A 26286-nucleotide genomic window follows, 5' to 3' on the forward strand; every position below is an offset into this window, starting at 1 on the left:
CATAGGGACTTTTATTACTAAAAGTGCCTATACTATCTTTATTTAGTCGTTAGAAAGTTTATATTAACAATATTCATATAATAACTTTTAAATCCAATTTAATATTTTTAAATTTTTGATTTTTATATTTTTAATTTTGTTATTATCGCCGTTAATTAAATAGGGCAGTTTAGCGCCAATCAAAATAGGTAAGTCATCATCAATATCATCACTGTATGTTGCAAACCAAGGTTGTTTGATATCAAGCTTATTCAATCTTTTTACTTTTTCTTCAGCCCTACAATGTGTTCCACTTACCCATCCTCCTAGTTTATTTTGTAAAGGAGTACCAATAATTCGTACATCTAGTTTGGTAGACTCGAGTAAAATGCTCGCTAACTTTTCTGGTGCAGCAGTGGCAATAAACACAATTCTTCCATTGGCTAAATGATCTTTAACTTCGGCTATACCTTGCTTAAACCAATATAATGAACTGGAAGTAGTTTCATTGATATTTTTAGAGAAATTTTTAAAGCTGTATTCTAATTCTTCTTCATTTAAGCTATACGTTGCAATCCATAAATACAATGAAGCACCTTTAGATTTATATTTCTTAAATTTCATAAGAGGTAAAGCGATGGGCGTAACAATAAGTGCAGCGATAAATCTAAAAATATTAGATTTCAATTTATCTGTTAACCATGCCTTTGCAGAGTCACCCGATAGTAATGTCCCATCCAAGTCAAAAACAACAATTTCTTTCATATATTTCTCTAGATTTGGTAATTGTGATAAGAATTAATTTTCAAAAAGAGTATTTTTAATAGTTGATTTATAAAACAATAAAATATTTTATTGTATTGTAATTTGGTTATAATGGTTTGACTTGATTATTTATAAGTTAATTAAATGAAAAAATTTTGTTTATTATTGCTGGCTCTTTCTGTTACCACATTTGCAAATGCAGATAAGTGGAATGGTACTTATCATTATTATAGTTCAGAAGAGTTGCCGGGTGGTAATGTTGCGACGATAGAATCGGTTTTAACACTAACACCAAAAAAGTGTGAGTATTCTATTGCTGGCTTTCAGGTTGATAAATCTTATATATGTAAAGTGAAAGAGAAAAATAACGAACTATATTTCTTTAAAGTTCAAAGTGGTGAAAAGTTAGGAAAAGTAGTCTTTAAGAAAGGAAAATATTATCTTTATTCCGATGAAGTTTTAGATATCAAAGATAATCTATTTTATAAGGATAAATAATTGATATAGGGTTCTTTATAACCTTTTCTATTTTTAATATTTGAAAAAGTAAGAAAAGATTTAAAATTTTATAAAAAAGCGCAACATAAGTTTACTTTTTATATATCTTTACAGTTCATTGTTAACATTTAAGCATATGGCTCGGCATATCTAAGATAAAGGTTTTAATACCTAAGTGATGAAGATATTGATGGAAGTAATTGTAGGATAGAATATGATTGAAATATTTAAGCGAAAAATAACGGAAGTTACAGGATTTAATATGAAAAAGACTTTTATATCAATTTTTTTATTAAGCGGAATTATGTTTAGTTTTAATATATACGCAAATGATGATACTTTTGTAGTTTCTGCAAAATGTAAGGATGAATATAGTTCTAATTGTGACATTGTCAAAACTATAAATAGTAAGAATGAAATAGTTATAAAAGATGTCAAACTTTTAAACATTTCAAAAATAAATAAAAATTTATATAAAGTAAAAACATCTTGTGGGTCTCCATGTTTAGTTACGCTTTTCTATAGTCAAAATAAAGAGGATTCTACAGACGAATTTATTGCTATTGATAATAAAAATAATTGTTTAATTGAAAGTGATAGTCAGAAAAAAGTCATTTATGCTAGAAAATTGTTTACAAATAAGCCTAGAAAAATTGTCGATTTAAAAACCAAAGAATTTAATGGGTTGTTACAAAGATTTGATTATTATATTTATTTTAAGGAAAGAAGTTTTTTCTTACCTGATGGTAGTTTAAATTTAATTGCAAATGATTATGGGGATATATTGGTTAAAAAGAAAATAAAAAATCCTTGTGGTGGTGATAAGAAATAATTTATTTAGTGCCTTTAATTGATAGAAATACTAATTTTCTTTTAGGTCTAGTGTAAATGTTAAAAAAAAGTATCAGAATTAATTTCTGGTTGGAAAATTGAGTCTTTTGATGATTAAGAGATTAGTGTTCATGGTTGTAGAGAAAAGCATAAACATGCTTAAAAATTTAAAAAATAAAATTATAAAATTATACCTTTTTAATATTAAGAAGCTAACTATATTGGCTCTTATATTTTTTGGATTTATTATTGGTTCGACCATCTATGCAAAAGATACATTTAATGTTGAATTGAAATGTAAAGGGCATGATCAGGAGTATTGTGATATCGTAAAAAACTCTGATAATCAAACTAATTTTATTTTAAGAGACATGAGATACCCTGAGGTTGACCAAGTAAATGAAAATATTTTTCATGCTTATGGTAGTTGTGGTTCACCATGTCAATATCACTTTTTTATAAGTAAAACACAGGAAGATCAGACTAAAGAATTTATTGCTTTAGATAAAAATAATAATTGTCTAATTGAAAGTGACTCTAAACGGAATCTTATTTATGCTAGAAAATTGTTTAATAAAAATAAAAAAATGATCGTTGATTTAAAAAATAAAGAATTTAATAATGTTCCAATCGATATTGCTATATATAACTCATTTCAAGAAAGATCATATTTTGATGAGCAAGGACAGCTACATTTAGTAGCCATGTTAGCAGATGTTGATAAAAATGGTGATAGTTTATACTTTAATAAAATAATCAAGAAAGCTTGTGAATAATAAGATGATTGATTGTGGAGGGTAAAATGTTTTAGCTAACTTGAATGCTATCTAAAAATATTATTTGATTTCTAAAATATAAGATAAGCTTGAATGTAAGATAGTAGTAAATTTTTTTGAAAATTTTAGAATAAAGGTCTAAGTTAATAATGAAATTATTAAAGATAGCAGTAATGACATATCTTTTATTAAATAGCATAAATTTATATGCAGAAAGTACGAAAGAATGTATGAAGTATTGGAGTAAACCAGCAGTACAAGTGAGTGTGCTGCCAGACGTCCAATGTTCTGATGTCTGGGATGATAGTTTTAGCCTAGAAAATAAAAAACTAGTAAAACAAATAGGATTTAATCTAAAAGATAAAAATTGGATTTCTACTGGTTCATGTAGCCATATCCAGTATAAAACTAAAGACTATTATATTTATTGGGCTGATATGAAAAATAATAAAACTGATCTTATTATGATTTATAGTCCTAATAATTCATTTGCTTACTCAAGAGCATTAGATCAAAAAAAAATTAAAGAAGGATTCAAAATAGAGGACTCTATCGACGTAAATTTGTCTTGCGGTAAAATAGGGGAAGATATAAATATTATATCTGTCTTAAATGGATATTTACATAAGGAAACATCGATTAAGAATATTTCTAAATATAAAATTTATGACAGATTTAAATGATTGTAAACTATACAATTTAGAAGAAGCCCAACAAAAGTTGGGCTCTATTTACGTCTCTACAATTCCTTCCAAATCTTCGAGCGTATAGTTCGGCATATCAATAATATGGGTTTGAATACCGTCTTGCACATAATCATTTACATGAGGATATAACCAGCGAGTAATCTGTTCAGCAACACTCGAGTGATACTGAATTTCAAAGTGATTTAAGCCATAAAACACGGCTTTATGAGAGTCTGGAACTTTAAGCTGAAAACGTGGATTAGGATGTTCACCTAGTGCGCTTTTTACACTCACTAAGTAATCGCCAATCACGGTAAGCGCTTTATTACGCACCTTTTCAAACTCGAGTGTTCCTGCCACTAAAAAGGTATTGATATGGGAAGGTAGAGGAGCTGGAGCACGGTTGTCATCCATCATGCCAATACGGGCATCCATATATTCCCAGTCATCATCTCGAACACTACCATGGCGTAGGTCTAAAATCCCATTACTACGGATGTTAACCAGCTGACCAATTAGGCCAACAAATGGAAAAGCGCCTAGCCGATCTTGTAGTGCAAATCCAAAACGCTCAAGTACTGCACCGTGGTGGGGAGACCCAATACAGACGAGGTTTTCGACCATATGAATCCATTGGTACATATTTTGTTTACCGTAAAACAGTGCGCTACGGGAAACTAATCCACCCATGCTATGACCAATTAAATCAATGCTGGTAATTCTTGGATTACGCTGTACTAAATCTTCTAATAAATTTGAGAAACTGCGGCCATTGGCTGAAATACGGCGGCCTGTATTGTAATTTAAATACAGCATCGTGTTGTGATCACGCTGCGCTAACAAACGCTCACCAATCCCGCCATAATGTGCATTTGACCAAGTAAGATGGTTCATGCACAAACCATGAACTAAAATTACAATACGGCCTGCAAGTTCGCCTTGTTGGATTGCACCGTAGTGGTCGTATAGAACCATTGGCAAGGCGAGGGGACTATGTTGTTTAAGTAGATAGTCTCCGAAAATACCATTTAACACTCCTACTAAAAAATGAAGGGTTGGTGTTAATGGCTTCTCATGAAGGGTTGGAAATTTTTCAATAATGCGACGTAATCCTGGTGCTAAAAAACAACTACCATATTTTTGTAAGGCACCATAAGAAAACTGATATGCCTTTTGGACAGAGGGCCGTTTTTGGAAATTTTTAGCATTTTGGGCACTAATACCAAAAGCATTTTTTAATACTTCAATATTAATGACTTGTATTAATTCATGTACACCATTTAAGCTGGTACTGAACAGTTGAGCTAAACCTTCTAGTACGTCGGCCTGACTAGGTGGCGTACGGTCCCATTTACAATAAGTTTCATGTAACGGTGTTAAGCTCGGCATATCTTTTCCCCATTTACGTTATAACCGACGTTTTAAGCTGTACTTTTTATGAACGGCAGCTAACGTTTCCATCTTAGTAGTTTAAATAACACATGTTTTTAAAATACTGATGAATGGTAAGTTGAGTGGTTTTTCTTGTCTGACAATAGTGTTTTTATATACAAACTGAGAACAAAAATGTGAGTTTATTCTCAATTTAGAGGGAAAATATATGAATATTATCTACCTCCATGGCTTTAATAGTAGCTCTTCTTCAATTAAAGGGCTCAGCCTTAAGCAGTATTGTAGCGAATTGGGCATAAATGTGCATTTGCCAGATTTAAATAGATCTCCAGAACAGGTAGTAGCACAGGTTTCAGAGTTGATTGAGTCTTTACAAGAGGTGGCTTTAGTCGGCAGTAGTCTTGGTGGTTTTTTTGCGACATATTTTGTCGCGAAATATAATATTCCGGCTGTACTGATTAACCCTGCTATGCAACCATGGAAGCTGTTTGATGAGTTATTTCAAGTTGAAAGCATGCCTTATAAGGTGAATGATCAATGGTCAATTGATCATGTTCAGTTACGACAGTTAGAACAACTGGAACTGAAACAGCCTGAAAATGCTGACAAAATACTCGTCTTGTTGCAACAAGGCGACGAAATTTTGGATTATCGTCAAGCACAACGCTATTATAGTGCTGCAACACCATCCTCATTGATTTTGACGGATGCTCATGGCAATCATGCCATGGAAGATTTTGAAGAAAAATTACCCTTAGTGATCGAATTCTTTGCGCACACCATCAAATAAGGAAAACGTACAACGTGACACAATATACGGCTCAATCGCTTGAAGTTCTTTCCGGTTTAGACCCTGTTCGTCGTCGTCCGGGGATGTATACCGATACTTCTCGTCCTAACCATTTAGCCCAAGAAGTTATTGATAATGCTGTCGATGAAGCCTTAGCCGGTCATGCCGACAAAATCTGTGTCACGGTTTATAAAGATGGTTCATTGTCAGTTGAAGATAATGGCCGTGGTATGCCAGTCGATATTCACCCTGAATATGGCCAAAGTGGTATCGAAATCATTTTAACCAAGCTGCATGCTGGTGGTAAGTTTAGTACCGATAACTATCAGTTTTCAGGTGGTTTACATGGTGTGGGGATTTCGGTTGTAAACGCTTTATCTACACGTGTTGAGGTAGAAGTTCAGCGTCAGGGTAATTTATACCAGATGGCATTTGAGCAAGGTGAACCTGTTGCTCCTTTAGCGGTGTTAGAAGGTAAAGCACCTAAACGTGCGACAGGAACTACTGTACGTTTCTGGCCTGAAGCTAAATATTTTGATAGTCCAAAATTTGCGTTAAAAGCACTCAAACATAATTTAAAAGCCAAAGCTGTTCTAGCTGCTGGTTTAAAAATCACTTATATCGATCAAATTAATGATGAAAAAATCGAATGGCAATTTGAAAATGGTCTTGTCGATTATTTGATGGATGAATTACAAGACCGCGAAATTTTGCCAAACCCTGCATTTGTAAGCAGTGGGCAAGCAGACCGTGCGGCATGTGAATTTGCGATTTGCTGGAATGTAGAGGGTGGCGAACAGGTTCAAGAAAGTTATGTCAACCTGATTCCAACTGCACAAGGTGGTACTCATGTGAACGGTTTGCGTTCGGGGGTGACTGAAGCGCTACGTGAATTCTGTGAGTTACGTAATTTATTACCACGTAATCTTAAACTTTCGGCTGAAGATGTTTGGGATGGCGTGAACTATATTTTATCGCTTAAGTTCCAAGAACCACAGTTCTCTGGTCAAACCAAAGAGCGTCTTTCGAGTCGTGAAGCTGCCAATATAGTTTTAAATATTGCTAAAGATGCGTTTGCGCTCTGGCTCAACCAGCATGCTGAAATTGCCATGCAACTTGCCGAAATGGCGATTTCTAAAGCAGGGCGACGCTTAAAAGCTGCGAAAAAAGTTGAGCGTAAAAAGATTGTTTCTGGCCCGGCTTTACCTGGTAAGCTGGCGGACTGCGTGGGCCAAACGCGTGAAGAAAGTGAACTCTTTATTGTTGAGGGTGACTCTGCGGGCGGTAGTGCCAAGCAGGCGCGTGATAAGAACTTTCAGGCCATCATGCCAATTCGTGGAAAAATCTTAAATACATGGGAAGTTTCTTCAGATGAAGTACTTGCTTCTCAGGAAGTTCACGACATTGCCATTGCAATTGGTGTAGACCCGGGTAGTGATGATTTATCTGAATTACGTTACGGCAAAATCTGTATTTTGGCCGATGCCGACTCGGATGGTTTACACATTGCGACTTTGCTTTGCGCTTTATTCGTTAAACATTTTCCAGCATTGGTTGAAGAAGGGCATTTGTATGTAGCAATGCCACCATTGTTCCGTATCGACATTGGTAAAGATGTCCATTACGCGCTAGATGATGAAGAGCTTGAAACCATTTTGAAAAATGTTAAAGGCAATAAGAATCCGCAAATTACCCGATTCAAAGGGTTGGGTGAGATGAACGCAATTCAACTACGTGAAACAACAATGGATCCGAACACCCGTCGTTTGGTTCAGCTTGATCTAGATGATGCACATTTAACGGCAGGTTTACTCGACAAGCTCCTTGCAAAAAAACGTGCAGCAGACCGTAAGCAATGGCTTGAGCAGAAGGGTAACTTAGCTGATATTACGGTTTAAAAATAAATAAAAAAATCCCCGCTCAATTGGCGGGGATTTTTTTATTTAAACCTAAATTGTTGGAAATCACCACAACGGGTTCTACTATTAAATTAAAAAATAGACAGATTTGTCTATTTTAATTTAGACAGTAATTTTTATCGGATGGGGAAATTGAAAAATATCACAATTTGTACCGCCTCCAATTCGATCCACTACTGCAAAATCACTCGGCGCTTCAAAGGTAAGCAAAGGATGATGCCAAGTACCTGCCCGATAATTGATACTTTGCTTGCCATCCGAAACAAAAGCACATAATTTTGAAATATCAGGAGTATTTTTGTCTAAAGCAGGGGCCACAATAATTAAAAATTTTTGTTGCTGTAATGGAATGAATGCTTGAGAGCCTTTCGGATGGCGCTCTAGCATTGAAATTTCCATAGGTAACACACTGGCCTTAATATTTCGGAAAATACTAATTCCTGCCTTTGCTTCGCCTTCAATTTCAGTTTCAACGAGCGCATGGTAGCGCTCGGTGTGTGCATCATTAATATGAAAAAAATCATGCCCGTCACAACAAATGACTTCTCCGAAGGGCTGAAAGTTCTCAATGGTTAAAGGCTGAATTTGAATATTCTTCATGATCATGACTTGGCAATTTTTCCCCATAAACGGACACGGCTAATACCACCATCCGGAATCATATTAATACGGATATGCGAGACTTTTTCATGCTGTAAAATTTCATTCATATATTCATGAATATGGTCCATTTGCATCGGTTGGGCTTCAAGTAAGTAAGACCAAAACATACTTTGTGGAATCAGCTGTGCATCGGTTGCATTTTCAAGGTAGACCGCCTGAATAGAAACTTCAGCAGGAAAGTTACCTTTAAAATGCGCCGTATCAATTTCAATTTTTTCAATTTTTCCGCTTTTACCCAATGCAAGAATACACCAGTCATAACCTGGTGCACGGCGGCGTTTGGTTTCCCACCCATCGCCCATGTTGACGCCACGGCCTGGGTTAATCAAATTACGTGGATGTCCAAAGTGCGCATCGCTATAAGCAATTACACGACCGCCATTTTCTAAGGCCAATAAATCGAGAGTCTGCTCGTGGTCGGTCACCTGAATATGAACGTCACCATAAACGCGTAAACGGGCAACACCACCATCTGGGAAAATATTGAGGCGTATATGCGTGAAAATTGCATCATTATTGACCATAAAAATATGATGTTGACTCGGCCCTAGCTCGGTATTTTCTAAAATACTCTGCCACTTTGCCCCAGTAAGGTCACCATTTGGTGCATAACATGCCTCTAATGAGGCAGAAGCAGGATAATTTCCTGTAAAAAACGTGGTGTCGATATCAAGTGTACTGATTTTTCCACTCACACCTAGTTTCACAATACACCAGTCATAGCCTGCATGACGCTTACGGCGGGTTTCCCAACCGTCCATCCATTTGCCATGATCATCAAATTTATCTTCAACAAAAATAGGTGCTTCAAATTGCAGCATACGCTTTGCTTCTGCAAAGAAATCATCTGAACACTCAATCACTTGTGCACCAATTCGGGCATCTGCCAAATTCGTTTTAGTATTCAAAATTTCAGGAAGTTCAAAAGCAGGAGCGTGCAATGTTGCCATAATGGAGTATCCGTATTTCTTGTTAAAAACATGATTTTTCATTTAAAACTGCACTCACACTGAGCGTGTTGAGATGAGTTTTATACATAAATATATAAGCATGGTGCATGCCAGTTTTGTGGAAAAGCTAAATAAATTTTGAACGATGGCATGTTTTTAGCATAAGCACCCTATAGGTGAATATCTATAGGAGCGTGTTATGAATGTGGTGATTATTGGTGCGGGAATGGGAGGTCTAACCACAGGCATTGCATTAAAGAAATTTGGTCACCAAGTTCGTATTTTTGAGCAAACTGAAAAGATTCTTCCGGTCGGCGCCGCAATTTCGCTGTGGTCAAATGGTGTGAAATGTCTGAACTATCTGGGATTAACTGACAAAATCGCCAAACTTGGTGGACAAATGGATGACTTGGCCTATGTAGATGGTTTAACTGGAGATGTGATGACACAATTCAGTTTACGACCATTAATTGAAGAAGTAGGACAACGCCCTTATCCGGTTGCACGTGCCGATTTACAAAATATGTTAATGGATGAGTTTGGTCGGGATCAGATTTATTTAGGCAAAAAAATGGTCAGCCTTGAAGATAAAACTGATTTTGTAGAGGTTCATTTTGCTGATGGTAGCTCAACACAGGCTGATTTACTCATAGGGGCAGATGGTACGCATTCAATGACTCGGGCCTATGTGTTAGGTCAGCAGGTACAACGTCGCTATGCAGGTTATGTGAACTGGAATGGTCTGGTTGAAATATCCGAAGATTTAGCACCAGCTCAGCAATGGACGACTTATGTAGGAGAGGGCAAGCGCGCGTCTCTGATGCCAGTTGCGGATGGACGTTTTTATTTCTTTTTAGATGTACCTTTACCAGCAGGGTTAGAGAATAATCGGGATGAATATAAAAAACTTTTAAAACAATATTTTGCTGATTGGTGTCAACCAGTGCAGCAGCTTATTGAGCGCTTAGACCCGCAAAAAACCAATCGGGTTGAAATCCATGATATTGAACCGTTCACACAGTTTTATAAAGGTCGTGTGGTGATTTTAGGTGATGCTGCACATAGCACGACACCTGATATTGGGCAAGGCGGTTGCCAAGCTATGGAAGACGCGATTTATTTAGCGCGGTCTTTGCAAATTAACACTTTGGGACTAGAAGATGCTTTACGCCGCTATCAAAACAAGCGTAATGAACGTGCCAATGAATTGGTGCTTCGTGCGCGCAAACGCTGCGACGTAACGCATATGAAAGATGAAACGGTCACGCAGGCATGGTATGCAGAACTACGCCGTGAACAAGGCGGACATATTATGCAGGGGATTATTAGCAATATTGTGGGTAATCCACTCGATTAAAAACAAAAACAGCAAGGATTTTCCTTGCTGTTTTATCTTCTAAATAAAAATTTTAGAAGTGGTATTTAACCAAAGCACTGACGTTATTCTCGTCGGCACCTTTAATACCAAATTTGTTATTCCACACAGAGTGCTCAATACCGAGGTATAGACGTGTATCAGGAGAAATGTGTTTACCTACATTCCATTTCCATTGAGTTGTCCAGTTCAACTCACTCGCATGGTCATCTTCAGCGGTTGACCAGTCGAGGAAACCATCAACCAAGAAATCTTCAGATGCGATTTTAAATGGAATGCCATAAACGAACGTCATTTGATAATCGTCGTCAGTTTTTTCATTGTTCGCACGGTAGAAGTTTAAATTCGCATATTGGAAATATGGGATATCTAAATCAACTGCAAAACCATACAAGAAGTTGTCAAAGTTATTGCCGTTTTCGCTATTACTTTCCCAAGTGGTACTAATGAGTACATCTTTAATTGGGCCGTACGCCAGTTTTTTGCCAGACACTTCGCCTAAGCTTAAACGTGGTGATAACTCAAAATAAGTACTCTTATGGTCATTTTCGCCACGCATGCGGTCCATAAAGAAAAATACATCAGCATATTTAACTTTTGCTGCATATTCCAAAGTAATCGTAGTTTCTTTGTCATCTACAACTTCATAGTTTTCACCATAAAGTCCAGTCACGCTAAAATCTTGCCAGATTGGTTTTGCCTGAACCATGGCAGTTGCAGATAACAAGGCACAAGTCGCCGCAAGTTGCTTTAATTGCATTTAAATGATCTCCCCCCAAATAAAGCACGCTAAGGATACAGGGTCTTAAGCAAAAATGAAGCCAAATTTGATCAACGGTTAAAAAAAAGCCCACCGAAGTGGGGCGCTAAAAACTAACTCATTAATGTGTATTTCGTGTGTTTATTGTTTGGCTTAAATGAGGGGTACGCGAGCTGCGAAATGAAGGTAAGTGATTAAATAACAAATTCAATAAGATAGCAAAGATACAAGTCGAACTAATACCCGAATGGAACAAAGTTTGTACCCAAACTGGGAAATGAGCATAAAATTCATGGTTAATAATTGGAATCATCCCAGCTGATAAAGCAGTTGCTACAATAATCAAATTTTTCTGATCGTTATAATCAATTTTTGCCAAAGTGCGAATTCCACTTGCTGCAACCGACCCAAATAAGACCAAACCCGCACCACCAAGTACTGGCATAGGAATTGCCGCAATAAGGCGGCCCATAACAGGTAATAGACCTAAAATAATCAGAATGACACCGCCTGCTGCCACGACAAAGCGGCTTTTGATGCCTGTAATTGCCACCAGTCCAACATTTTGGGCAAAAGCACTTTGCATGAATGAACCAAAGATAGGAGCAATAGCGCTTGAAAACATATCTGCACGTACACCATTGGCGATACGTTTTGAATCGACTTCGGTTCCTACAATATCTCCGACAGCAATAATATCGGCTGTAGTTTCCGTCATAATCACCAAAGTAACGATTAGCATCGATAAAATTGCACTTAGCTCGAAAGTTGGTAAACCAAATGCAAATAAGTGTGGAAATTGCAGCCATGCGCCTGAGCTCACCTGACTAAAATCTCCAAAACCCATAAAGTAGGCAAGGGTAGTACCAGCAACAATAGCCAACAAAATTGATAAACGGCGTATACTTGCTTGTGGCAGCATATTTAGAATAATCACAATGCCTAAGGTCAGCAAAGCTAAAGAGATATTCTCGACGCTACCCCAATCAGGTGCTTTGTTGTTGCCACCCATCATCCAGCGAATCGCAACGGGTAACAGAGATAACCCAATAATCGTGATGACACATCCCGTCACAACAGGTGGAAAAAAACGAATAATTTTTGAAAAGTAAGGTGCAAGGCATAGTCCAATTAAAGATGCGGCAATAACCGCGCCGTAGACAGCAGGTAAACCACCGCCTGTAGTGATAATAGCAACCATGGTTGCCACACCAGCAAAAGACACACCTTGCACTAGAGGTAATTTTGCCCCTAGATATTTGGTTCCGATGGTTTGTATGAGAGTTGCCAACCCGCCTACAAATAGGGCCGCTGCAATGAGCATTCCGACTTGTGCTGCGCTTAAGCCAGCTGCCGTTCCAATAATCAGTGGCGGGGCTACAATACCCCCATACATGGTGAGTACATGCTGTAAGCCGTAAGCAAAACTTTTGGAAATTCCTAAATATTCATGCTCTGGAGAAATCGCATTCTTTTGCTGATGATTCATATTTTTCTCCTATTTATATTTGAGTTAGCTGCCGCGATAAGTGGAGTAAGCAAACGGGCTGATCAGTAATGGAATGTGGTAATGCTGATTGGTGTCTTCTATGAAAAATTGAATACAAACACGGGGGAAAAAAGTTTTGATTTGCTGTGATGAAAAATAAGGGGCAACTTCAAATTCAAGTTGATAAGCACCTTTACCTAAGTTTTTTATTCCAAAATCACTCACTCGCCCATCTTGGTTGGTAATTGCAGTCGCTATCAGTTCATGAGTGGCTGCATGAAACAACTTCACTTCGACCTGTGCAGCCGGTTTTCCTAAATTCGTATCTAAAATATGAGTGCTGATCATGCTTGTACTTCCTGAGATAAACGTAATAGAGCAATTGCAGCGAGTTGCTCATGTACAATGACTTTTTCTATAGCTAAGTTGTTTTGAAGACGTTGATGGAGTTTTTTTAAAATCTCGTCGCTACTGAGGCCTGCGGCTTTAATTAGAAAAATAAAACCAAACTTCTGCTCATACTCGATATTACCTTGCAGCAGGGCTTGTTGTGTTTGTTCATCTAAGGAAATGCCAGCTTGTTCTTGGGCTGAAAAATTTTGCTCTTTTGCATTGAGCTGCTTTTTTGCTTGTCTTTCACCAATTTTTGGATGGGTGGCTAATGCGGCCTGAATCTCTTGCCATGACCATGTGTGGCTTAATTGTTCTGCATACCCTAAAAGTACTGATGTTGATGAGTAGGGACGTTCTGAAATAATTTTTTCGGCCCATACAGGAATATGGACGCAGTTGTTTAACAGAGTCTTGAGTTGGTCGGGTGGGGCTTGATTAAACTCGGCTAAAAACACTGTTATTCCTAAACTCGTTGTCGTGATATAGAGTTTTAGCAATAACAGTGCCAAGAGTGATTTGAGATTTGCTTAAGAATTTGGAAAATTAATAATCAATTATTGATTTATGTGATTTTTATACCAATATTCTGCAATATCCTGACGGCGACATACCCAAACACGATCATGCATTTCAATATAGTCCAAGAATCTTTGTAATGCTTTAAAACGACCCGGACGCCCTAAAATACGGCAATGCATTCCAATTGACATCATTTTTGGTGCAGTTTCTCCCTCGGCATACAACACATCAAAACTATCTTTTAAATATTGAAAAAACTGTTCTGAGCTATTAAATCCACCTGGTGAGCAGAACTTCATGTCGTTACATTCCAAAGTATAAGGAATAATCAGATGAGGTCGTGATGCACCCGCCGTATCGGTAAGTGTGGTCCAAAAAGGCAGGTCATCACCATAATAATCAGAGTCGTATTGTATTTGTGGGAACTCTGCAAGCAACTGACGCGTATTGGGGCTATCACGTCCAGTGTACCAACCTATAGTTTTATTTCCAAACAAGTTTTCTAAAACAGATAAGGCTTGCTCCATATGCTGTTTTTCGACTTCAAGATCTGTCTCTTGATAATGAAGCCAGCGGTAGCCATGAGAAACCACATCGTAATCGGCCTGTTTAATTGCCTCTACAATATAAGGGTTGCGAACAAGCGCCATTGCTACTCCGAAAATGGTCATGGGGAGCTTGCGCCGTTGAAACTCACTATGAATGCGCCAAAAACCAGCACGTGAACCATATTCGTACATAGAGTCCATCGACATATGTTTGGCTGGGTAACTTGCAGCGCCAATAATCTCGGATAAAAACTGCTCTGAACCTTCGTCGCCGTGTTCAATATGTTTTTCGCCACCTTCTTCATAATTCAGCACAAATTGCACGGCAACCTTAGCATTATTAGGCCATTTCACCTCTGGAGGCTGTCCGTGATAACCGATTAAATCACGTGAATAAGGAGACTTTTGAATCTGCTCAATAAGTTCTGCCCCAGATAGATAAGATTCGGACACAATTGCTCTCCTTTTGTTCAATTTTTCATAAAAATTTAAAAAATCAGCTTGCATATTTTTATAGATGGACTGATATTGAAGGTATGAAGATCTTCAAAATAAATTAAAAGCAGTACGTTTAAGTCAGGAGATAACAAACCATTACACCATCAAAATGTACAATTGAAGTCAGTTCATGCATGCTTAAAACATGCCAACATAAAAAAGTTTTGCATAGAAAAGATCCACAGTAAGAAAGAGAGGATGGTATTTATGAATATTGAAATCCGCACAGATAAAAACATCCATAATAGTGAACGTTTAATTACTTATGTACGTGCAGAACTTACTCAAGAATTCCAACGTCATAGCGAACGTATTACACATTTCTCGGTTCATTTTAGTGATGAAAATGGGGATAAAGGTGGAGACAAAGATATCCACTGTATGATCGAAGCACGTCCTTCTGGCTTAAAACCAGTTGCAGTGCACCATAAAGCAGGAAATATTGACGCTTCAATTCATGGCGCGATTGAAAAGCTAAAACGTAGCCTTGAACATACCTTTGAGAAAAAAGAACACCCGAGAGGTGGTCAACCAGAATTCATTGATGATGAAGTTTAAAAAACACTAAAAAGCCCTTCGGGGCTTTTTTTATGAAGACGTAAAAAGACCAATAAAAACTCTTCACAACTTTAGGTTTGCAATGCAATAGCGTTGACCTCTAAAATCTTCAGTAGAGATTAGGCATAATAGCGCTAATATATTTTTGAGAGATGGTCATGTTAACCACCCAACAGCAGGCTTTAATTAAAGCCATAGAAGAATTAGAACTCGCGCAAGTACAAAAATTACTTGCTGAGGGTCTTGATCCGAATTTCATTGATCCGGAACAAGGACCGCCAGTGTCCATTATTTGTGATGGAATTTTTAAATGGTGGGAAGACGTCTCTGAAGCGTATGAAGCGGGGACTCCATTATCACAAGAAAAAAAACAGCAAGCCCTGCAAGTTTATCTCGATATTCTTGAAGCCCTCATTCAGGCAAAGGCAAATGTCCATCTTTGGGATGCAGAAGAGTTTTATGGTCCACTATGGGATGCAGCAAGTTCGGCATGTGCACCAGCAGTTCAGCGCTTGCTAGATGAAAAAGTTGATCCAAACACACGTGATGAAGAAGGACTCACCATTTTATCTTCAATCAGTCAGTTGTTCTTTGATTGTGATTTTGATGAAATAGATTGGTCAGAAGCGCTTCAAGAAGAGCGTGAAACACTAGAGTTATTGCGCCGTCATGGAGCAAAAATGTCAAAAGAATTAACTACTTGATTGGATAATAGAATGAGAACATTTCAAATTTTAACTTTTGCTCTGACCGCCGTTGCTGCAGGAAGTACTTTTGCCGCAGAGTTCTCGTTTGATCGTCCGGGTTCAGGCTTTGGAACAGGCATTACGCCAGTTGGTAAATTAGCATGGGAACAAGGTTTACCAAGTGCAACCTATACAGAGACAACTGTTGATGGCGTTAAAGAAAAAACAGTTACTGTAAATGAGGATATGTTATTCCGTACAGGTTTAGCTGATGGTTTGGAATTGCAATTAGGCTGGCAAGGTCCGGCATGGACTCAAACTAAACGTGCTGGTAAAAAAACGGATAACTCAGGTTTTGGCGATGTAAGCATCGGCTTAAAAAAAGCGATTGATTTAAATGATGAAAATTTAACAATGGCTGTATTGGCTGAAGCTGTTATCGCAACAGGTAATGATGAGTTTACTGCCCATGACGATATATATAGTTTAAGTTCAGCAGTAGCTTATAAATATAATGATTTGTTGGATACTTCTATTACCATGCGTTATGAAGTACAAAACAGTAACTGGGCAGTGACTGCAATTCCAACCATCAATTATAAGATTGCGGGCAAACTCTCAGGATATTCTGAATTTGTTTATCGTAAAGCTGAAAGCCAAGACTACCAATATGGTTTAGGAACAGGTTTAGTTTACGCAGTAAATAACCGCACTCAACTTGATGCAAATATTGGTGTGGACTTAGAAGGTCAAGATAAGAGCTACAAAGGTGGCTTAGGCATGGCATTCTTATTCTGATCAGACTAACTTGAACTCATTATTATTGATGAAAAAGCTTATTTCTCAGGGAATTATTTATTTTCTAGTAGCCGCTACTTTTGTATTGAGTCAGTTTGTCTTTGCAGAAGATAAGTTATTGTCACCCGAACAGGCTTTTTCATTTTCGGTTGAATCGCCACAATCGCATACCGCAAAGTTATCGTGGCAGATTCAGCCGAATTATTATTTATATCAACATAAATTTACCGTACAACAGGGCAATCAGCCTTTAACTTTAAAATTGCCTAAAGCGGTTTCTCAATATGATGAGAACTATGGCCAAAGCCAAGTTTATTACCATCAAGTCAACTTCCAGATTAAAACCAAGCCTTCAGAGCACTACACAGTAACTTGGCAAGGCTGTGCCAAAGACCGTATTTGTTATCCTCCACAAACTATTGAGTTTCAAACTGACGCAGATGGTCTGGTCGGTTTGCAAAATCAGGCTAGTGCAGCACCAAAACGCTTATTAGATTTGGCAAATACACAAGCATCAAGCTCTACGGAGTCTTTAGAGAATCAGAGTTCAGCTACTCAAGCTGAAGGAGCTGCTCCAGAGATTGCCCAAGATCAGGTTTGGTCAGCAAAGTTAATTGAACACTCGCTTTGGTATGGTGTTTTATTATTTTTAGGTTTAGGCATGCTGCTTGCATTTACGCCATGCTCTTTACCAATGCTGCCGATTTTAACTTCATTAATTATCCGAGATCACAAAGGTTTAAAAGCTTGGACGATTGCACTTACTTTTGTGTGTAGTATGGCATTGGTCTATGCAGGTCTAGGCTTGATTGCTTCTTCAGCGGGTTTAAATTTCCAACGCTGGCTACAACAGCCTGCTACTCTTATTGCGTTTAGTTTGTTGTTTGTGGTTTTTGCGCTAAATCTGTTTGGGCTTTTTGAGCTTCGGTTACCGCAAACTTGGTTAAATCGCCTTGATCGTATTCAGTCTATGCAACAAGGCGGCACTTTAGTTGGTGCAGGCGTTATGGGCGTGGTTTCTGCGCTCTTGGTTGGCCCATGCATGACTGCGCCTTTGGCTGGAACTTTATTATTTATTTCTCAAACCCAGAGCCAATGGCAAGGTGCTTTGCTTTTATTCTGTCTCGGTTTTGGCATGGGAATACCTTTACTCATCGCGAGTGTTTTAGGTGCAAAGTTTTTACCTAAAGCGGGCGACTGGATGCATCAGATTAAAGTGATTTTTGCTTTTCTGATGTTGGGGTTAAGCCTTTATTTCATCCGTCCTTTATTACCAGATTGGGGGATGCAAGCACTTAGTTGTGTACTTGGGCTGGCTTTTATTATCTATGCGCTGTATCAGTTCTTTTGGAAAAAAGGGCAGTTACAGTGGCTTTATGCGCTCCTACTTTTATTGGTAACGCCATTTGTGGTTTATAACCAGTATCAACATATTCAAAATCGTAGCTTACAAAATTCTGAGCATATGGCTGAGTGGCATGTGGCGACCACGGCAGCAGACTTTCAAAAGATTTTAGCAGCAGCTCCTGCTGATCGGGCTATTGTTGTTGATGTCTATGCCGATTGGTGTGTGGCTTGTCAGCCTATTGAACATCGTATTTTAAAAGCACCTGAGGTTCAGGCGGCTCTTGCGCCTTACTATCTCATTAAGCTTGATTTGAGTCATTATGACCAATCACATGAAGCTCTACTCAAACAATGGAATATTCTTGGGCCTCCTACATATCTCTTTTTAAACAAGCAACAGCAAGAAATTCGTTCTTTACGTTTAACAGGCGCATTTAGTCAGCAAGAGCTTTTACAACAGCTGGGAAGCTTATCAAAAGCTAAAGATTCAAATTGATTTGATCTGAGGTAGTTGGTGAAAAGTGCGTACTTGATTACGCCCAGAGGCCTTTACCGCATAGAGCGCTTGATCGGCTTGTCTAATCACAAGATAGGGGTCATTTGCAAATGCGGAACTGCTGATGCCAAAGCTGGCACTTACATGAATTTGGATATTTTGATTATTGAAGATAGTCAATTCTTGTAAAGCTTGCCGGCAACGTTCGGCAATTTTTTCTGCTTGAATAATATCGGTATGAGGAAGTAATAAAATAAATTCTTCTCCACCAAATCGACCAATGATGTCTTCATTACGTAAATTTTCAGAAAGACATTGAGCAATTTCAATCAAAACCTGATCACCTTGGTGATGTCCGTATATATCATTAATTTTTTTAAAATGATCGATATCAAGAAGTATCACGGCATAATCAAATTGCTGTTCATGAAGTGCTTCAAGATGGGTGTTTAAGCTTCGTCTATTTAAGACATTAGTTAATGGGTCGATTTGGCTTAAACGTTGAATATAGGTTTCTCGTTGACGCCATTGGGTCAGCAATATTTCAAATAAAATAAAACACGCCACTAAAATAGGCGTAATAAAAAACAGCATACTTCCTAGCCAAAATGGATTGGTTTGGGCATGACGCATCGCTGTAAAATTAAATAGGGGCGCATATGAAATAACCCCCGTCATACTTAAATATGTACATACCGCTAGAATAATAGTTGCAGGTATAAAAGCGCTATAAACAATTTTTCTTTCAAATAAAACCAAACCTACGCCAATAGTGCCTACGTAACCCACCATTGTGGCAGGGCTGATACTACCAATTAAATATCCATCGTGGCACAACATCAGCATAAAAGCTTGTACACTAATTAAAGGCACAATTTTTTGCGCCCAAGCTTGGTCTTTGTAGCGATAACAAGGAATAATGAGTACAGCTAATAAAAATAAGGTCAGTAAATTCAGCCAGATTTGTGATTCAACTAAAGATAGGTTTGCCCATTGCCAAATACTAGGAGTAATTAAAATATAGCCTTTCCATAAAATCCAACTGAAATTCATTGCGCAGGCGAGGGTAAGCATTAGTGCGCTTTTTTGTAATGGGGTCCAGTTAATAATGTGATTGTGATGGATGAAATCGAGAATCACCTGTTTTATTTTATTTATAGGACGAGTGATTAAACGAATTTTCATAATAATAAAGGAACTCCTAAATAGAGATGTCTCTTCGTCAGATCATCCTAAAGAGGGAGAGTTTGAAGGATTCATAATCTAAACATACCATGATTCATAAATTAAACCTCATGATTTGGATTGTGAAAAATAAGAAGAAGTGACAAATTTTAAATTTGTCACTTCTTCATTTTGATTAAGTCTTATCAAGTTCATGAGCAAACTCAGCAATATCCGCCATCGCCTGTTTTGCTTCTTCGAACCAAGCATTAAACATTTGGAAGTTATGCCACATGCCTGTGTAAAGTTTAAAATGTACTTTTACACCTGCTTCTTCAGCTTTTTCTCTAAAACGTTTGGCATCGTCTAATAAAATTTCTTTTGAACCGACCTGAACTAATGTTGGCGGTAAACCTTCTAAGTTGTCGAAAATAGGTGAAACACGCGGGTCATCTGCCGCAATATGATTGCCAATATAATGCTGAATACCTATTTGCAGAGCTTCAAAAGAAAGCAAGGCATCATGTTTTTGGTTAAATCTTAAAGACTCACTGGTTAGGGTTAAATCTAGAAAAGGTGACAATAAAATCAGGCCACTTGGCATAAGTTCGGGTTGTTCTTTTAAACGTAAGCAAAGTGCCAAAGCTAAATTAGCTCCACAAGAGTCACCAGATAAAATAATATCTTTAGGCTGGATACCTTGAACTAATAACGATTGATAGACGTCATATAAGGCCTCAGTTGCCTCAGGATATGGATGCTCGGGTGCAAGTGGATAGTCCACATGAATAATTTGCATTTGGGTACGAGCAGCCAAATCTGTCATGAACGCATGATGTGTTTTTAAACTTCCTAAAAAAAAGGCGCCGCCGTGAATATGAAAAATAAGCTGGGTCGCTGAATCTTGGGCTTTAATTTCTTCACCCTTAATGCCAGCAAGTCGGATTGGTCGAACGGTTACATTTTTCTGTTTTGGAAATGCTCGGCAAAGTTGTTCAAGCATAGGGCGCAGAGCAGTTGGAGGTAAATTCAACTGACTTGGTTTGCGAATTGCTGTTTTAAGAAATGTTTCTGTGAAATAATATTTTAAAACATTAGGTATATTCATATAGTATCCGCTTATGTTAATTACTTGTTTCCCTATAAATTTTATTTTTCAAGGTTACAAGGTTACACGAAACAGTCACATTCAAAAATTGCAATATCGTTGCGAGTTTTGAATACTGAAGTCTTGGAAGACCCAAGGATATTACAAAAATGAAAAAGATTGCTTTAGCTTTAGGACTTGTTGGTATGGCTGCATTTGCCAATGCGGCTGACCCACTAAACGGAACGGTATGGAAAACGATTGATGACCAAACCAATAAGCCCAAAGCCGTAGTAAAATTTACGGAACAGAAGGATGGAACCTTAACTGCAACCATTCAAAACATTTTGACACCAGGTGAAGAAAACGCTTGTACAAAATGTGAAGGTCCGTATAAAAACAAACCGCTTAAAGGTGTGACCATTGTACATAATCTAAAAAATGTAGGTGGCAACAGTTATGAAAACGGTACAATTTTAGACCCGAAATCTGGCAAAACTTACAAATTAAAAGGTGAGTTGGCTGAGGGCGGTAAGAAGCTTAAATTACGTGGTTATATTGGCGTTTCAGCATTGGGCCGTAACCAAACTTGGATTCGTGCGAACTAAAAGCCTAAATAAAAAAACGAGCCATTGGGCTCGTTTTTTTATGCACTTAAGTTTTGATAGGCCGTTTCATCAAAGCCCACAAGAAACCCTTTAGAGGTCTGTAGAACTGGTCGCTTGATTAAGCTTGGCTGAGCAATTAGCGCTTCAATAAGATGATCTTCACTGCTTAAAGCACGCGTTTGTTCTTCTTCAGATAGTTTTTTCCACGTAGTACCTTTCTTGTTGAGCACCGTATCTTGTCCAATTTCTTTTAGCCAGATTTTTAGAGTATCGGCATCGATCCCTTGTTTTTTATAATCGTGAAATTCGTAGCTCAAACCTTTTGCTTGTAAAGCATCAAATGCTTTTTTCATCGAGTTACAGTTTTTAATACCATAAATTTTTAACATTTTATCGGACCATGTCAAAAAGAAAGAACACACAGCCTAACCCAAAATGCATTTGAGCACTACTTTATACAGATACTTTTAAAACAAATGAAAAATAATGATTAAAACAATAAAGAATGTCATGTTATTGTCATAAGACAAGGTAATAATGGGCTTAATAAGAATAAATTAAAAACTAAAAGAACGTAGCGCAAAAAATAAGAGATAGAAAAGAGAAAACCCGCATTTAATCATCCTGATCATGCGGGTCTCATTTCAACGTCCATTGTCACATCCTTGCAAATAAACTTATCTTAAGTTTATTTTATCTTCCTACGGCGTCCTATCCTTTTGCGTCATCCTGACTGCTTCCCTGTGCCGTGGGGCTATAATGCCGTTAAACATGTGTAAGAAAAATACTCAAAAGCGACATGTGTTGTAAGCAAAAACGACAATGTAAGTGAACATGTGTTCACTTATTCTTGAATTTTATAGTCGATAATAACGGGTGCATGGTCACTAAACCATTGATCTTTATAAACCCAAGCATTAATTGTACGTGCTTTCCAGTCTGGCGAGCATGCATGATAGTCAATACGCCACCCTACATTTTTTGCACGAGCTTGACCGCGATTTGACCACCATGAATACAATTCCGCTTCTGTTCTTACAACACGGAAGGTGTCTACATAGCCAAGTTCATCATAAATATGATCAAGCCAAGCACGCTCATGTGGTAAACAGCCAGACGACTTTTGGTTGCCAGACCAGTTTTTAATATCAATCCGTTTATGAACAATGTTGTAATCGCCACAAATAATGATGGACTTATTCTCATCACGCCATTGTTTCAAGATTTTGGCGTATTCACCTAAAAATAAATCTTTACGTGCTTGCGCTTCTTCACCACTTGAGCCTGAAGGTAAGTATAATGATGCAATATGTACGGGATGTGACAAACCTAAATCGAATTCGGCAGAAATGAAGCGGCCTTGACTATCGGCCAATTCAAACCCTAAACCATCTTTAATAGAGACAAAGGGTAAGCGGCTATAAATTGCAGTACCTGCGTAGCCTGCACGCTCTGCTGGAAAGAGATGGGTATGCCATCCTTCGGGTCTAAATTTCTCAGTCCATTGTTCATGGGTAATGCGGCTTTCCTGCATGCATACGACATCGGCATCTGATTGTTCTAACCATTCAAGTAAGCCTTTCGTCACTGAAGAACGTAAGCCATTTACGTTAATGGAAACGACTCGAAGAATTTTTACATCACTTGGATACTGATCCTTTGGTATCATGCGAAAATTTAACCTCAATTGTGAATTTGGAGCACCTCATGACAACGCCTGTGTCATTTCACCCGCAAGCATTTATCGAACTCGCATTATCACGCGGTGTGCTTAAATTTGGTGAGTTTACTTTAAAATCTGGACGCGTGAGTCCTTATTTTTTTAATGCAGGCCTACTCAACGATGGTGAAGCTTTATCTCTTTTAGCACAAGGCTATGCCGATAAATTAACACAATGTGAAAATGTTGATGTGATTTTTGGACCAGCTTACAAAGGTATTCCATTTGTAGCTGCGACTGCTGTTGCTTTATCGCAAACACATAACAAGAGCGTGCCGTGGGGCTTTAACCGTAAAGAAGCAAAAGATCATGGTGAAGGCGGTGTTTTAGTCGGTGCTGCGGTTGAAGGTAAAAAAGTCTGGATTATTGATGACGTGATTACCGCAGGCACAGCGATTCGCGAAGTGGTAACGATTTTGAAAAATGCTGGTGCAACTATTGCGGGTGTTTTGGTTGCGCTAGATCGTCAAGAACGTGGGCAAGGTGAACTTTCTGCAATTCAAGAAGTTCAAAAAGAATTAGAAATCCCTGTGCACGCACTGATTACCATGAAAGATTTAATGGATTATTTAGATGGAAAAGACGAAAAAGAAGCTTTAGCCGATATGCGAGCGTATCGTGAAAAGTACGGAATTTAATTTTTAACAATTTAAAAGGAAGCACAAAGCTTCCTTTTTCATTATTAATTTTTCTTAAAGGATATATAAAAAATAGAGTTAAAAATTATATAAAATATTCTTTCTTATTGTAAATATTATAAATTACTAAATAATACTTTGATTTTTTTTACTAAATAATATTTTTTATTTTTATTGTTGGTTTTGTTTTTATTTTAAAATTCATGTGAAATCAATAATTATATTTAAAACTTAAAATACTCTTTAGAAACTATATTTTTTTCTTTTTGGTAAAATATATTAAATTGCTGATGAATAATAAATTTAATAATTTTTATTTTTAAAAATTTTACCTAAGTTATTGATCTTGACGAATGCTAGAAATGAGCTCATTTATAGATAAAAGCGTTAAAAGATGTAAGAAATTTTCCAGTTTTTCATTTCATAAGGATAAGAGGTGGAAACATGGCAGTTTTTGGATATTCATCAGCAACTTCCGTCTTACCTGGAAGTTCAATCAGTTTTTATCTCAGTACTGATGTACCTGGGGTAATGAATTTAACCATAGAGCGTATAGGAACAACCTCAGTATCATCAACAATTACTACAACTCTTTTTACCCGATCACTTCCGACTACCAACCCATGGGAAGGATTTGGTTGGCCAGTTTCAACAACATTTAATATCCCTTCAAATTGGCCTTCTGGGTTATACAGACTTGCCTATATGTCTCAAGATGTGCTTACTTTTGTGATTCGGCCAGTCATTCCGGCGGCCGTTTCTAAGGTGCTTTTACAAGTCTCTTTTCTGACACCGACCGCCTATAATGCGGCAGGTGGCAAAAGTTTATATGATTTTAATAGTGTGGGAGGAGCTCGTGCGAATAAAGTTTCATTTAATCGATCTGGTGGTACACCAACAAGTAATGGACCTGAGTCTATTCTCATTCACTGGCTTGAAACCGAAGGAATAGCGATTGAATATTGCTCGAGTGTGGACCTGCATAGTATTTCAAATCTACTCACGAACTATGAGTGTTTGATCATTGCAGGACATGATGAGTACTGGACAAGAGCAATGCGAGACCAAACGGAGCAGTTTATTGCTAACGGTGGTAACCTGATCATACTTTCTGGTAACACATGCTACCGAGCTGTAAGGTTAGAACAAGGGAACCGCATGGTTGTTTTTTATAAATTTGCTGGTAGTGACCCGAATCAAAATGCTTATGATACGACTGTAGCATGGGCAGAGCCACCATTGAACCGACCCCAGAATTCATTTCTTGGGACTGGTTTCACTGAAGGTGCTTATGGTGGAACAGCGACAGCATATACAATCCGGTTTCCAGAACATTGGGTGTTCAACGGAGTTTTATCCACAACTACAACATCAGCTTTTATGACCTATGAGACTGATGCTGCAGCTTATGTAGATGAGGAGGAGGGTTACCCACGTGTTACTGGAGATGAAAATACACCACTGACTATGACTGTGCTTGCCTCAGCAGAGCTTGGTTCATGGACTGGTAAACCAGGGCGCGCGACAATGGGTATATTTTCTCATAACGGTACAGTTTTTAATGCTGCAACAACGGACTGGATATATGTTTTGGGTAGTGATGCTGTTGTGACTACTATCACACGTAATGTATTTTCCCGTCTTAAACAGCGTATAACATGGGATTGGGAGAATATTGGATATGCAAATGATTGCTGTGCGCTCACCGCATTGCAAGGCAAAATTTTCATGGCAACAACACAAAATAGACTTTTACAGCGGTACCCTATTGGTGCAGATGTAGCTTGGCGTGATGTTAGTCATGCGTATAATGTCGTTGCAATGACAGCTCTTGGAGATACACTTTATTGTGTTACATCCGATAATCAACTTTGGTGGAAGCCTGCTTCAGAGGGGGGGCAGCCTTGGGCTTCAATGGGGACTGGCCCGACTGGTGGAACCAAGGCGTTAGCTGCTACGGGCGGAATGCTTTATGCAGTTGATAGTCTGGGAGCATTATGGAGGGCGCCAGCAACGAGAACAACTCCGTCATGGGTAGCAATGACGACATTCACGCAGGATGCTACTGTTAATGCAATGGCTGCTTATGGAGATATTCTCTTCGCTTCAACTACAGATAATCGCTTGTTACGTTCAAACAATGACTTTATTTGTGAAAGTAGTGCATGGGCCTATATCCATCACTGTAACTATTCTGCTGGTCTGGCAGTAGTTGAATCAATCCTCTTTGTTGCTACAACCCAAAATCTTCTTTGGAAAATTGACCTTTATGGACTCCGTCAGCCTTAAGATTCTAAAATGTATACTATCTAATAAAAAGGCATACCTCTAAATAGGGGTATGCCTTTTTAAT

27 protein-coding genes are annotated in these 26286 nt (G+C 38.0%); 14 read left to right on the plus strand and 13 right to left on the minus strand.

Going from position 1 to position 26286, the window contains the following annotated elements; translation table 11 throughout:
* Positions 1-87: 87 nt before the first annotated feature.
* The gene (locus MKL36_RS17480) at positions 88-744 is read right to left on the minus strand and encodes a haloacid dehalogenase-like hydrolase (protein WP_021510220.1); all 657 of its coding nucleotides are present in this window, start codon (positions 742-744) and stop codon (positions 88-90) included.
* A gap of 144 nt (positions 745-888) precedes the next feature.
* Here MKL36_RS17480 and MKL36_RS17485 point away from each other — a divergent pair, with 144 nt between their 5' ends.
* The 4 genes from MKL36_RS17485 (at position 889) to MKL36_RS17500 (ending at position 3532) form a co-directional block, all read left to right on the plus strand.
* A complete protein-coding gene (locus MKL36_RS17485) occupies positions 889-1242 on the plus strand; it encodes a DUF5991 domain-containing protein (protein ID WP_021510219.1) in 354 nt (117 codons plus the stop codon).
* A 214-nt stretch (positions 1243-1456) separates the two neighbouring features.
* Entirely contained in the window at positions 1457-2074 is a 618-nt protein-coding gene (locus tag MKL36_RS17490; protein WP_021510218.1) for a hypothetical protein, read from the plus strand.
* 130 nt (positions 2075-2204) lie between these two features.
* Entirely contained in the window at positions 2205-2849 is a 645-nt protein-coding gene (locus MKL36_RS17495; protein ID WP_227521666.1) for a hypothetical protein, read from the plus strand.
* Between the two features lie 149 nt (positions 2850-2998).
* Positions 2999-3532 (plus strand): hypothetical protein, encoded by a 534-nt coding sequence (locus MKL36_RS17500; protein WP_021510216.1) that lies wholly within the window; start codon positions 2999-3001, stop codon positions 3530-3532.
* Positions 3533-3580: 48 nt separating this feature from the next.
* On the opposite strand, the gene MKL36_RS17505 is transcribed toward MKL36_RS17500, so the two are convergent.
* Entirely contained in the window at positions 3581-4924 is a 1344-nt protein-coding gene (locus MKL36_RS17505) for an alpha/beta fold hydrolase (RefSeq protein ID WP_001139636.1), read from the minus strand.
* Between the two features lie 211 nt (positions 4925-5135).
* On the opposite strand from MKL36_RS17505, the gene MKL36_RS17510 reads away from it, so the two are divergent.
* Together MKL36_RS17510 and parE are read left to right on the plus strand one after the other, a co-directional pair.
* Positions 5136-5717 (plus strand): YqiA/YcfP family alpha/beta fold hydrolase, encoded by a 582-nt coding sequence (locus MKL36_RS17510; RefSeq protein ID WP_001021725.1) that lies wholly within the window; start codon positions 5136-5138, stop codon positions 5715-5717.
* A gap of 14 nt (positions 5718-5731) precedes the next feature.
* Positions 5732-7615 carry a DNA topoisomerase IV subunit B gene (gene parE, locus MKL36_RS17515; RefSeq protein WP_000195974.1) on the plus strand — a complete coding sequence of 628 codons (1884 nt, stop codon included), beginning with the start codon at positions 5732-5734 and terminating at the stop codon, positions 7613-7615.
* A gap of 123 nt (positions 7616-7738) precedes the next feature.
* Here the strand turns inward: parE and MKL36_RS17520 are convergent, their stop codons facing one another.
* Together MKL36_RS17520 and alc are read right to left on the minus strand one after the other, a co-directional pair.
* On the minus strand, positions 7739-8242 hold the full coding sequence (locus MKL36_RS17520; protein WP_021510215.1) for an ureidoglycolate lyase: 504 nt from the start codon (positions 8240-8242) through the stop codon (positions 7739-7741).
* Positions 8239-9249 (minus strand): allantoicase, encoded by a 1011-nt coding sequence (gene alc, locus MKL36_RS17525; protein ID WP_005130569.1) that lies wholly within the window; start codon positions 9247-9249, stop codon positions 8239-8241. Before alc ends, MKL36_RS17520 begins: the two co-directional genes overlap by 4 nt.
* Before the next feature lie 199 nt (positions 9250-9448).
* On the opposite strand from alc, the gene hpxO reads away from it, so the two are divergent.
* Complete coding sequence (gene hpxO / locus MKL36_RS17530; RefSeq protein ID WP_001103529.1) at positions 9449-10606, plus strand: FAD-dependent urate hydroxylase HpxO; 1158 nt, start codon at positions 9449-9451, stop codon at positions 10604-10606.
* Between the two features lie 52 nt (positions 10607-10658).
* On the opposite strand, the gene MKL36_RS17535 is transcribed toward hpxO, so the two are convergent.
* The 5 genes from MKL36_RS17535 to puuE all read right to left on the minus strand — a co-directional run bounded on the left by MKL36_RS17535 (position 10659) and on the right by puuE (position 14786).
* Positions 10659-11384 carry an outer membrane protein OmpK gene (locus tag MKL36_RS17535; RefSeq protein ID WP_021510214.1) on the minus strand — a complete coding sequence of 242 codons (726 nt, stop codon included), beginning with the start codon at positions 11382-11384 and terminating at the stop codon, positions 10659-10661.
* A 121-nt stretch (positions 11385-11505) separates the two neighbouring features.
* Positions 11506-12873 carry a nucleobase:cation symporter-2 family protein gene (locus MKL36_RS17540; protein ID WP_001016455.1) on the minus strand — a complete coding sequence of 456 codons (1368 nt, stop codon included), beginning with the start codon at positions 12871-12873 and terminating at the stop codon, positions 11506-11508.
* Between the two features lie 24 nt (positions 12874-12897).
* Entirely contained in the window at positions 12898-13221 is a 324-nt protein-coding gene (uraH, locus tag MKL36_RS17545; protein ID WP_000626018.1) for a hydroxyisourate hydrolase, read from the minus strand.
* Entirely contained in the window at positions 13218-13721 is a 504-nt protein-coding gene (uraD, locus tag MKL36_RS17550) for a 2-oxo-4-hydroxy-4-carboxy-5-ureidoimidazoline decarboxylase (protein ID WP_000477673.1), read from the minus strand. The genes uraH and uraD overlap by 4 nt, the downstream gene beginning before the upstream one ends.
* A 99-nt stretch (positions 13722-13820) precedes the next feature.
* Positions 13821-14786: an allantoinase PuuE gene (gene puuE, locus MKL36_RS17555; protein ID WP_000004719.1), complete on the minus strand. Its 966-nt coding sequence runs from the start codon at positions 14784-14786 to the stop codon at positions 13821-13823.
* A 252-nt stretch (positions 14787-15038) separates the two neighbouring features.
* Between puuE and MKL36_RS17560 the strand changes: the two genes are divergently transcribed.
* From MKL36_RS17560 to dsbD, 4 genes are all read left to right on the plus strand, one after another.
* The gene (locus MKL36_RS17560; RefSeq protein ID WP_001019316.1) at positions 15039-15389 is read left to right on the plus strand and encodes an HPF/RaiA family ribosome-associated protein; all 351 of its coding nucleotides are present in this window, start codon (positions 15039-15041) and stop codon (positions 15387-15389) included.
* Positions 15390-15547: 158 nt separating this feature from the next.
* On the plus strand, positions 15548-16093 hold the full coding sequence (locus MKL36_RS17565) for an ankyrin repeat domain-containing protein (protein WP_021510213.1): 546 nt from the start codon (positions 15548-15550) through the stop codon (positions 16091-16093).
* Between the two features lie 12 nt (positions 16094-16105).
* Positions 16106-16873, plus strand: coding sequence for a transporter (locus MKL36_RS17570; RefSeq protein WP_001258758.1), 768 nt, complete (start codon positions 16106-16108; stop codon positions 16871-16873).
* A gap of 28 nt (positions 16874-16901) precedes the next feature.
* On the plus strand, positions 16902-18716 hold the full coding sequence (gene dsbD, locus MKL36_RS17575; RefSeq protein WP_021510212.1) for a protein-disulfide reductase DsbD: 1815 nt from the start codon (positions 16902-16904) through the stop codon (positions 18714-18716).
* On the opposite strand, the gene MKL36_RS17580 is transcribed toward dsbD, so the two are convergent.
* Positions 18708-19901, minus strand: coding sequence for a GGDEF domain-containing protein (locus MKL36_RS17580; RefSeq protein ID WP_021510211.1), 1194 nt, complete (start codon positions 19899-19901; stop codon positions 18708-18710). The two genes, dsbD and MKL36_RS17580, sit on opposite strands and share 9 nt — an antisense overlap.
* A 175-nt stretch (positions 19902-20076) precedes the next feature.
* A complete protein-coding gene (locus MKL36_RS17585) occupies positions 20077-20988 on the minus strand; it encodes an alpha/beta hydrolase (RefSeq protein ID WP_021510210.1) in 912 nt (303 codons plus the stop codon).
* 149 nt (positions 20989-21137) lie between these two features.
* Here MKL36_RS17585 and MKL36_RS17590 point away from each other — a divergent pair, with 149 nt between their 5' ends.
* Complete coding sequence (locus MKL36_RS17590; RefSeq protein ID WP_000717015.1) at positions 21138-21575, plus strand: DUF2147 domain-containing protein; 438 nt, start codon at positions 21138-21140, stop codon at positions 21573-21575.
* A 38-nt stretch (positions 21576-21613) separates the two neighbouring features.
* On the opposite strand, the gene MKL36_RS17595 is transcribed toward MKL36_RS17590, so the two are convergent.
* Together MKL36_RS17595 and MKL36_RS17600 are read right to left on the minus strand one after the other, a co-directional pair.
* On the minus strand, positions 21614-21964 hold the full coding sequence (locus MKL36_RS17595) for an arsenate reductase (RefSeq protein WP_000913165.1): 351 nt from the start codon (positions 21962-21964) through the stop codon (positions 21614-21616).
* A 455-nt stretch (positions 21965-22419) separates the two neighbouring features.
* Positions 22420-23244 (minus strand): exodeoxyribonuclease III, encoded by an 825-nt coding sequence (locus MKL36_RS17600; RefSeq protein ID WP_021510209.1) that lies wholly within the window; start codon positions 23242-23244, stop codon positions 22420-22422.
* Between the two features lie 38 nt (positions 23245-23282).
* Between MKL36_RS17600 and pyrE the strand changes: the two genes are divergently transcribed.
* Both pyrE and MKL36_RS17610 read left to right on the plus strand, forming a co-directional pair.
* A complete protein-coding gene (pyrE, locus tag MKL36_RS17605; RefSeq protein ID WP_000211302.1) occupies positions 23283-23933 on the plus strand; it encodes an orotate phosphoribosyltransferase in 651 nt (216 codons plus the stop codon).
* Between the two features lie 444 nt (positions 23934-24377).
* Positions 24378-26222 (plus strand): N,N-dimethylformamidase beta subunit family domain-containing protein, encoded by a 1845-nt coding sequence (locus MKL36_RS17610; protein ID WP_021510208.1) that lies wholly within the window; start codon positions 24378-24380, stop codon positions 26220-26222.
* The last annotated feature ends 64 nt before the right edge of the window (positions 26223-26286 follow it).

The sequence above is a fragment of the Acinetobacter sp. AOR12_HL genome (assembly GCF_027855275.1).
Taxonomy (GTDB): domain Bacteria; phylum Pseudomonadota; class Gammaproteobacteria; order Pseudomonadales; family Moraxellaceae; genus Acinetobacter; species Acinetobacter baumannii.